The 9,921-nt window shown below is 47.6% G+C and carries 4 protein-coding genes; all 4 read right to left on the minus strand.

Features of this window, described 5'->3' with window-relative positions:
• Positions 1 to 169: 169 nt before the first annotated feature.
• Positions 170 to 1,315, minus strand: coding sequence for an iron-containing alcohol dehydrogenase (locus AKG43_RS02845; RefSeq protein WP_054599071.1), 1,146 nt, complete (start codon positions 1,313 to 1,315; stop codon positions 170 to 172).
• Between the two features lie 346 nt (positions 1,316 to 1,661).
• Positions 1,662 to 2,414 carry a type ISP restriction/modification enzyme gene (locus AKG43_RS02850; RefSeq protein ID WP_054599072.1) on the minus strand — a complete coding sequence of 251 codons (753 nt, stop codon included), beginning with the start codon at positions 2,412 to 2,414 and terminating at the stop codon, positions 1,662 to 1,664.
• Positions 2,414 to 7,126 carry a DEAD/DEAH box helicase gene (locus AKG43_RS13125; protein WP_082402954.1) on the minus strand — a complete coding sequence of 1,571 codons (4,713 nt, stop codon included), beginning with the start codon at positions 7,124 to 7,126 and terminating at the stop codon, positions 2,414 to 2,416. Before AKG43_RS13125 ends, AKG43_RS02850 begins: the two co-directional genes overlap by 1 nt.
• Before the next feature lie 104 nt (positions 7,127 to 7,230).
• Entirely contained in the window at positions 7,231 to 9,804 is a 2,574-nt protein-coding gene (gene clpB / locus AKG43_RS02860) for an ATP-dependent chaperone ClpB (RefSeq protein WP_054599073.1), read from the minus strand.
• Positions 9,805 to 9,921: the final 117 nt, after the last annotated feature.

Consider the following 9,921-nt stretch of genomic DNA (forward strand, 5'->3'; position numbering starts at 1 on the left):
AACGGCATCTACACCGGCGGTTTTGCAGAGGTTTCTTAAAGTCTTCTCAAAGTCTATTGTATTTTGCTCATAAGAAAACCGCACCTTAATGGGTTGGCTGATGCCCAACTTTTGGGGTGCGGTTTATATTTTTCAGACGGCCTTAGATTCAAATCGGCATTGAATGAAATCAGGCGGGGTCAAATGCTGCTTCGAAGATGCCGACAATCTGCTCTTTGTTGGCTTGAATCGGGTTGGTGAAGCCGCAAACGTCTTTCAACGCATTGTCGGCCAGTACGCCGAAATCTTCTTTTTTCACGCCCAATTCTTTCAAAGATTTGGGGATGCCGACAATACGGGCCAGTTTGGTAATCGCGTCGATCACGTCCAAGCCTTTCAAATCGTCGTTGTTTTTGCTTAAGATGGTGCCGATTTCATCCAAACGCTCTTTGGCGGCCTGTTGGTTGAAACGTTCAACGTGGGGCAGCAGCAGCGCGTTGCAGACGCCGTGCGGCAAATCGTAGAAGCCGCCCAATTGGTGCGCCATTGCATGAACGTAACCCAATGAAGCGTTATTGAACGCCATGCCCGCCAAGAATTGCGCATAAGCCATCTTTTCGCGCGCTTCTTTGTTTTTCGGCTCTTTGACTGCGGTCGGCAGATAACGTGCAATCAGTTCGATGGCTTTAACCGCGCAGGCATCGGTAATCGGAGAGGCAATGGTAGAAACATAGGCTTCTACGGCATGGGTTAAGGCATCCATACCGGTGGCCGCAGTGAGCGGGGCGGGCATGCCTTCCATTAACGAAGGATCGTTTACCGACAGCAGCGGCGTAACATGTTTATCGACAATCGCCATTTTTACATGACGCTCTTCATCGGTAATCACGGCAAAGCGCGTCATTTCGGAAGCCGTGCCGGCGGTAGTGTTGATGGCAATCAAAGGCAATTGCGGTTTTTTCGATTTATCCAAGCCTTCGTAATCTTCGATTTTTCCGCCGTTGGTGGCCACAATGGCTACGGCTTTGGCACAGTCGTGGGAAGAGCCGCCGCCTAAAGAGACGATGAAATCGGCATCGGCGTCTTTCAAAGCGGCCAAACCGTCGTTTACGTTGGAAACCGTCGGGTTGGGTTGCGCCTTGTCGAATACGGTGTAATCAATGCTTTTTTCTTTCAGCAGACCGCCGATTTTGTCGGCAACGCCCATTTTGCTCAAACCGCCGTCGGTAACGATCAACGCTTTTTTCAACCCTAAAGCGGTAATAACATCCATCGCTTCAGACAAGGCATTTTCACCTAAAATGTTTTGAACAGGCATGAAGAATTGTGTAGCCATAGCTTTGCTCCTTGTAGTTGTGTTATTTGAAATAAATGGATCAATGCCGTGATGATTTTTTATAAATAAGCATTGATGTGTTGAAATTGCCACAAGGCAGGCAATACTGCAATGCAAATTTGCCTTGATTGACGTTATTTTTATATTTCGCCGCTTATTTAAAACAAATAGGCTGTTATTTTTAACGTAAATTAAAAGAAGGGCTGGATGGTGTTTACTGTTTTTGGGCGGTAAATATTTTCCTAAACGGAAGCATCAAATACTTGGGATATATAATGCCCGCCCGCAAAAAAGCCTTTCTGGCGAGCTTGGTTATATGGGAAGAGAAGTTGCTTTTAAGGTTATTTTATAAAATCTCTAGTTTAGGTAATTTATTCACTATTTTCTGAGTTTCCAAGCTTACGGTAACTACTCTAAGTAACAGTTCCAACGGATAGCGTGCATTACCCATCGTTTCGAGTGCCCAATCGTTGGCATCGTTGGTGATGCCCGATTTTTTATCGGTGGTAACGGCTTGTCGCTCCATTACCCATTCGATTGCCGACTTGCCGTTCACGATGTAGTCATAGGCGGTTTCGGGAATGTTTTCTACCGTGATTTTGCCGTTATAGATGACTTTGGTTTTATCGTCTTTTTTGGCAAATTTCATTTTTATCACACGGAAATCTTCGTCTTCCCCACCGATAATTTGCTGCGGGGTAAGTTTGAGTTCTTTCAGACTGCCTGAAAGTTTGATGCCCTGATACATCGGCACACTTTCATAATTCAGATGCAATACGGCCAAATCACGTCCGGCTTGGCTGAAGGCGGCAAAATCAACATAGTGTTTCATACGCGGAATGCGCGGTAACTGTTTGCTTAAATTGTCGGCATAACGTTCACGGTATTCCTCGCTGTGCAGCAGCCCGTAGATATAGTAGAAAATATCTTCTTTACTGATTTTCTCTGCATCTTCGGCTGAATAAGGTTCGCGGAAATGTGTTAACGCTTCATCGGTGATGGCAGAACGACGTACCAGCTTTTTCTGCTTCGGTGCATTTTCTGTTTCAGACGGCCTCTGTGCAGCATCTGCGGCAAATAAATCTTTTTGCGTTGCCATTATGCTTCCTCCGTTTCGTAAAGGAACATTGGGAAACATTGTCCGTTCATCTGCATCTGTACATCGGGAACGGTGTTCGTTATCAATGCGGAGAAGCCTTTGCTTGTTCCCAAGCCTGTAATACAAATCGTCATATTTATTACTCCGTTTCGTAAAGGAACATTGGGAAGCATTGTGCATCGCCGATGAGATGAAGGTCTGGGATGGTATCTGTGAGTAAGACAGAGAATCCCTTGCTTCCTGTGACTGTGAGACAAATAGCGATATTGGACGGTATAATTTCGTTCGTTCGTTCGTTCGTTCGTTCGTTCGTTCGTTCGTTCGTTCGTTCGTTCGTTCGTTCGTTCGTTCGTTCGTTCGTTCGTTCGTTCGTTCGTTCGTTCGTTCGTTCGTTCGTTCGTTCGTTCGGCTATCTCTATGCCGTCTGAAACGTCATACAAATCCATCGGGAAACATTGCCCTTTTGAAATCATTTCCAAGTCTGGAATTTCGTTAGTTATCAATGCGGAAAATTCTTTGGTCGATCCACGTCCAGTTACAGAAATAACTGTATTGTTTGTATTAAAATTCGGATACATCAGCGTTAATTGCCCTACGCGATGCGTTAATCCTCCATTAAAATAAGTTTTTTGTTTTGAGTAAGGGCGATACATACTGTCCAGAACATTGTTTTCTTCAAATAATAAATAGATGCCTCTTCGTAAATCAGTTTTCAGGCTTGAAGTCCAACTAATTTGAGTATCATCAGAATTCACAAAGCTATCTATATCAAGCTGTTGATTGCTAGATAACTGTTTAGAGGCCGTCTGAAAACGGGAAACTTCATTATTGTAAACATCAATCATTTGTTGCACATTCTGTTTCAGGCGGCCTTTAGAAAAGTTGTAACACCAAGCATCACGCCCTGTTTCTGCTCCTCTCGAATAATTCTCAAACACCACCAGTGCGTCTTTATCTTTCTTATCTCCCAAACTGATGTAATTATCAAAATTCGGATCACGCTGATTGAGCCAATCGTTAAATTCATCTGGCACGATCTGCTGCCAAGCGTTTTGTGCGCTAATGCCGTTAATACTGCCGAATTCGGCAACTGTTTCTAGTTTTTGCTCGCGGGTTAAATAGTCGCCGATATCGTGAAAATAAATCTGTCCTTGTTTTTGGGATTCGGGATTTTTTACCAAAATGGAAATGGCAATGGGTGCCCGGCTTCCCGAACCAAAAATTTTGCCTCCTTCTTTGCGCGAACGTTCACCTGATGTACGTTGATTTCCGCGCAAATGAAAGATATACAAACTGCTGAATTCTTCAGACAGGCATTTTCTTAAGCCGTCGGCAGTGTTGGCTTCCACCCAACCCGCGTTGGTCACAAATCCGATCACGCCTTGCGTTCCAATGCGGTCGGAAGCCCAACGGATAGCGCGAATGTAGCTGTCGTATAGCGCGTTTTTATTCGTGGCTTTGGAATGCTCGGCATAAGTTGCACGGATACGATCATCCAAATGTGGGTATTCGATATTGGCATTGTTGTCGTTGGCACTTTCTTGCCCCGCTGAATATGGCGGATTGCCGATAATCACTCGGATATCCAATTCTTTCTGCCGTTTGCGACGTGCGCTGTTGTCAACCAGCATTTCATCGAGCATGTCGCCTTTTTCGTACATTTGGAAAGTATCGGTCAGGCAGATACCGTTAAAGGGTTGGTAATCGAGGCCGTCTGAAATTTTTCCGTCGATATTGCCATGCAAGATGCCGTGATAAGTGGCTTCAATATTGATGGCGGCGATGTAGTAGGCGAGCAAAACGATTTCGTTGGCGTGGATTTCGTTTTGATATTTTTCAGGTAGCCTGTCGGCAGGAATAATGCCGCTTTGCAACAGTCGGGTAATAAAGGTGCCGGTGCCCGTGAAGGGGTCGATAATGTGCACGCCTTTATCTTTTAGGCTGCTGCCGAATTCGTTTTGTAATACGTCTTCCACGCTTTTGATGATGAAATCGACGACTTCAACCGGGGTATAAACAATGCCGAGCCGCTCGGTCATGCGGGGGAAGGCGTTGCGGAAAAATTTGTCGTATAGCTCGACGATGATTTTCTGTTTGCCTTCGGCAGTTTCGATACCGGATGCACGCATTTGCACGGATTCGTAGAACGATTGCAGGGTGTTTCGCTCTTTATGAAGGTTTTTGGCCTGTAATAAATCCAGCACGTTTTGCATGGCTCGGCTCATGGGGTTGTGCTCGGCAAAGCTGTATTGCTCAAATAGAGCATCGAACACGGGTTTGGTAATCATGTGCTGTGCCAGCATTTCGATGATTTCGGCATTGGTAATGGCATTGTTGAGGTCGTCGCGCAATTCGGCGGCAAAGGCGTTAAAGGCGTTTTGTTCGGCGGTGTTCGCCGGGTTTTCCAAAATGGCGGTGATACTGTCGATGTGGGTGCGGGCGATTTTGGCGATATCACCTGCCCAATCTTCCCAATGATGGCGGTTGCCGCATTTTTTGACGATTTTGGCATATAGGGCGCGTTCGATTTCGCCGATTTCGAATTCAATGGTTCCTTGATTATCGGGATTGTGTTCCGGTTTTGTGCCGATAGCGTTGCCACCTCGTGCGTTACCTACTGCTTTTGCACTCTTGCTTTGGCGTTTTTGCTTTGCCTGTACTTTGTCTGCAACGGCAATCACTTCCATTTTTTGAGTATCTTTGCCGTTGAACTCCAGTTTGTTGATCATGGCATCAAAGCGGTCGTCATGCGCACGTAAGGCATTGAGCACCTGCCAAACGACTTTGTAGTTTTCGTTTTTATCCAACGCATCTTCGGCTTCGATACCGGCAGGAATCACAACCGGCAGAATGACATAACCTTGTTTTTTGCCCTCGGCACGGCGCATTACGCGCCCGACAGACTGCACAACATCTACTTGTGAATTTCGTGGTGTAAGAAACAGTACGGCATCAAGTGCAGGTACATCCACGCCTTCAGACAGGCAACGTACATTGGAAAGAATGCGGCAGGTATTATCGGGTAGCTCTGCTTTGAGCCATTGTAATTTGTTTTCTTTTTCGCCTGCATTCATACTACCGTCAACGTGTTCAGCTTCACACTTCATGGCTAATTGCGGAGGCAGTTTTAAATCGGGATTGTGTTCCAACAAAGCTTTGCTTTCAGCTTGTTGGTATTCTTCAATTACGGCTTGGAACATTTCGGCAATCAGTTTGGAACTGACTTTGTGTTTGCTGCCTTTATATTCTTTTTCAATCACTTGGCAAAAGGCGACAGCTCGACGCATGGGGTTATATAAAGCTCCGTCTTCGCCGGTCAGCCCGTATTTGGATAAGGCTTTCCAGCAACCGACGATTTTTGCGGCATCATCGACTTTGAGTTCGTTATTGCCATCGGTGAGCAGATTTTGCAAACGGCGGTTGACATGAGATTCTTCAATAGCCAATACAATCACTTTGTAATCAACCAAGAGGCCGTCTGAAACGGCTTGAGAGAAAGTGAGAACGAAAAATTCTTTGCCGTAATGGGTTTCGTCATCCATCGAATACAACACCACTCCTTCAGCAGCTTTGGCGGTCTCACCGTAAATGCGCGGCGTGGCAGTCATATACAGACGTTTTGCACCTTTGATGTAATCGGCATCATGGATACGGACAAAGGCAGATTCATCATCACCGTCGAAGGTTGCTCCGGTAGTGCGGTGGGCTTCGTCACAGATAATCAGATCGAAATCAGGTAGCCCGAATTGTTTTTGCGCCTGATGAATCACATCAATAGAGTGATAAGTGGCATAGACAACAGTCATAGCCTGCCGATTGTTTTTGGCTTCGGCAACGCTTATGGCTTGAGCCAAACTTTTTGCATGGGTTGTCGCCGGAAATTGCAAATCACTGGTATTGACCAGCACACGGTCGTCTTCGTCTTTTTTACCTTTCTTGCCAACGTCACTATCGGAACACACGGCAAAGCTGTTTAAAGCGATTTCGCTGTCTTGCGTCCATTCACGCAAGGTTTGGCTTAATAAGGATAGGCTGGGTACTAAAAACAATACCCGCTTCCCTATACCTGCAATGTTTTCGGCAATTTTTAAGCCAGTGAAGGTTTTGCCTGTGCCGCAAGCCATAATCAGTTTGCCTCGGGCTTCACCTCCGTTAAAACGGTTTTGCACGCTTTTAAGTGCTTGTTGTTGGTGTGGCCGCAGATCTTTACGCGCTTTTAATACGGGAGAAGCATCAATTTGATATTGTGTCCAGTCAATCCGGCTGTTTTCCAAATCTTCCAGATTGATAACCGCTACCGGAATATGCTGGTCAATCAGCGCGGCACGGGCATTCGATGACCATTTGTTGGTAGTGGTCACAATATAACGGTGGTTGAAATAGTGTTTTCCAGAAGCGGTAAAGAAACTATCGATGTCTGCTTTTTGAATGGTTTTTTCCGGAGCATAGTTTTTGCATTGAATTGCGTGGAACTCACCAGCTTGAGTAGTAGCAACCAAATCAATGCCGGTATCGGTTTTACTGCTTAGTTTCAATGATTCAAAATGCTCTTGCGCCCACTCAGCATAGGTCTGCACTTTGACATATTGGCTACGGTAGTAAGGTTCGTTTTCAAAATAACGAATAATTAGATTCTCAAAAGCTGTGCCTTTATCGCGTTCGGTTTGAGTCAGCTCGCGAAATTGGGAGAGAAGAGTTTGTAGTGCAGACATAGTGAATAATAGCTTAAGTTATCACAAAGAAACGTATTTTAACTCATGAAAAGGCCGTCTGAAAATTTTCAGACGGCCTTTGGTTATAGTTAGCTATAAAATAGTTAATTAAATATTAAATTATCCCCATCCGCTTTCACATGAATCACGCTTTCAGGCTGATATTTGCCTTCCAGCAGCGCAACGGCCAGCAGGTTTTCGATTTCCGCTTGGATGGCGCGTTTGAGCGGGCGTGCGCCGTAAACGGGGTCGAAGCCTGCTTTGGCGATGATGTCGAGCGCGGCATCGTCGACTTTGAGGTGCAGGTTTTGGGCGGCAAGGCGTTTTTCCAAGCCTTTGAGCTGGATTTTGGCGATGCTGCGGATATTGGCCTGATCCAAGCCGTGGAACACGACCACTTCGTCGATACGGTTGATCATTTCGGGGCGGAAGTGTTCTTTCACGTCTTCCATCACCACTTCTTTCACCGCATCGTAGTCGGCTACGCCCATTTGCTGGATGTGCTGGCTGCCGATGTTGGAAGTCATCACGATCACGGTGTTTTTAAAGTCTACCGTGCGGCCTTGCCCGTCAGTCAAGCGGCCGTCGTCCAGCACTTGCAGCAGGATGTTGAACACGTCGGGGTGGGCTTTTTCCACTTCGTCGAGCAGGATCACGCTGTAAGGTTTGCGGCGGACTTGTTCGGTTAGGTAGCCGCCTTCTTCGTAGCCGACGTAGCCGGGAGGCGCTCCGATTAAGCGGGCAACGGCGTGTTTTTCCATGTATTCCGACATATCGATGCGGATTAAATGGTCTTCGCTGTCAAACAGGAAGCTCGCCAATGCTTTGCACAGCTCGGTTTTGCCGACACCGGTCGGGCCTAAGAAGAGGAAGCTGCCGTAGGGTTTGTTGGGGTCGGCCAAGCCGGAGCGTGAGCGGCGGATGGCGTTGGAAACGGCGCGCACGGCTTCGTTTTGGCCGACAACGCGGTTGTGCAGCACGTCTTCCATTTTCAGCAGTTTTTCGCGTTCGCCTTCCATCATTTTGGCCACGGGAATGCCGGTCATGCGCGATACGATTTCGGCCACTTCGTCCGCGCCCACTTTGGTGCGGAAAAGTTTGTTGGCTTGCTGCTCTTGCGGATTGTTTTCCAGTGCTTGCAGCTGTTGGCTGAGTTTGGGCAGTTCGCCGTATTCCAGCTCGGATGCGCGGGCAAAGTCGCCTTGCCGTTTGGCTTGCTCGATTTTGACTTTGATGTCATCGATTTGTTTTTTGATGTCGGCGGTGCCGGCGGAAGCGGCTTTTTCTGCTTTCCAGATTTCGTCCAAATCGGCGTATTCTTTTTGCAGGCCGGCGATTTCTTCGTCGATCAGTTCCAAGCGTTTTTTGCTGGCATCGTCGCTTTCTTTCTCAACGTGCATTTTTTCCATTTTGAGTTGGATGATGCGGCGGTCGAGTTTGTCCATCTGCTCGGGTTTGGAATCCAGCTCCATTTTAATGCGGCTGGCAGCTTCGTCAATCAAATCAATGGCTTTATCGGGCAGAAAGCGGTCGGTAATGTAGCGGTTGCTCAACTCTGCGGCGGCAACGATGGCCGGGTCGGTGATGTCGATGCCGTGGTGGATTTCGTAACGTTCCTGCAAGCCGCGCAGAATGGCGATGGTGTCTTCCACGCTCGGTTCGCCTACCAATACTTTTTGGAAGCGGCGTTCCAACGCGGCATCTTTTTCGATGTATTGGCGGTATTCGTCCAAAGTAGTGGCACCGATACAGTGCAGTTCGCCGCGGGCAAGGGCGGGTTTGAGCATATTACCCGCGTCCATCGCGCCGTCGGTTTTGCCCGCGCCGACTAAAGTATGGATTTCATCAATGAAAATCAGCGTGTTGCCGTCGTCTTTAGCCAAATCGTTTAAGACGGCCTTTAAGCGTTCTTCAAACTCGCCGCGGTATTTGGCACCGGCAATCAATGCGGCCAAATCGAGCACCAGCAGGCGTTTGTTGCGTAGGGAATCGGGCACTTCGCCGTCCACGATACGTTGCGCCAAGCCTTCCACAATGGCAGTTTTACCCACGCCGGGTTCGCCGATTAACACGGGGTTGTTTTTGGTGCGGCGTTGCAAAACTTGAATGGCGCGGCGGATTTCGTCGTCGCGGCCGATCACGGGGTCGAGCTTGCCTTCGCGGGCGCGTTGGGTTAAATCGAGCGTGTATTTTTTCAGGGCTTCACGTTGGTCTTCGGCATTGGGGTTATCCACAGAGGCTCCTCCTCGTACCGCGTCAATCGCGGCATTGATGTTTTGTTCGGTGGCTCCGGCGTTTTTCAGAATTTTGCCGGTGCTGTCGTTTTGCTGTACCAGTGCCAGCGGAAACAGTTCGCTGGCAATATAAGCATCGCCGCGCTTCACGGCAGCTTTGTCCATCAGGTTTAAGACGGCCTGCAATTCGCGGCTGGGCAGAATTTCGCCGCCGGTGCCGGATACTTTGGGCAGGCTGTTTAGGGTTTGGGTAAGTTGTTGTTTTACTTGCGGCACATTTACGCCGGCGTGAGAAAGCAGGGCGGCGGTGCCGCCTTCGTTATCGTCGAGCAGGGCTTTCAATACGTGGCCTGCTTCGAGATAGCTGTTGTCGGCAGCCAAAGCCATGCTTTGGGCATCGGCCAGCGCTTGTTGGAATTTTGCGGTTAGTTTGTCGAATCTCATCTGTTTTCTTTCTTTAAAGTTTGTGTATTGTTTAGATAAAAGCTATATGGGTTCGCCTGTGGGTAAGTCAATATCTTTTCTATCAAACAGATTAAAATATTTTATAAATATATGAAT

The sequence above is a fragment of the Neisseria sp. 74A18 genome (genome assembly GCF_001308005.1).
Taxonomy (GTDB): Bacteria; Pseudomonadota; Gammaproteobacteria; order Burkholderiales; family Neisseriaceae; genus Neisseria; species Neisseria dumasiana.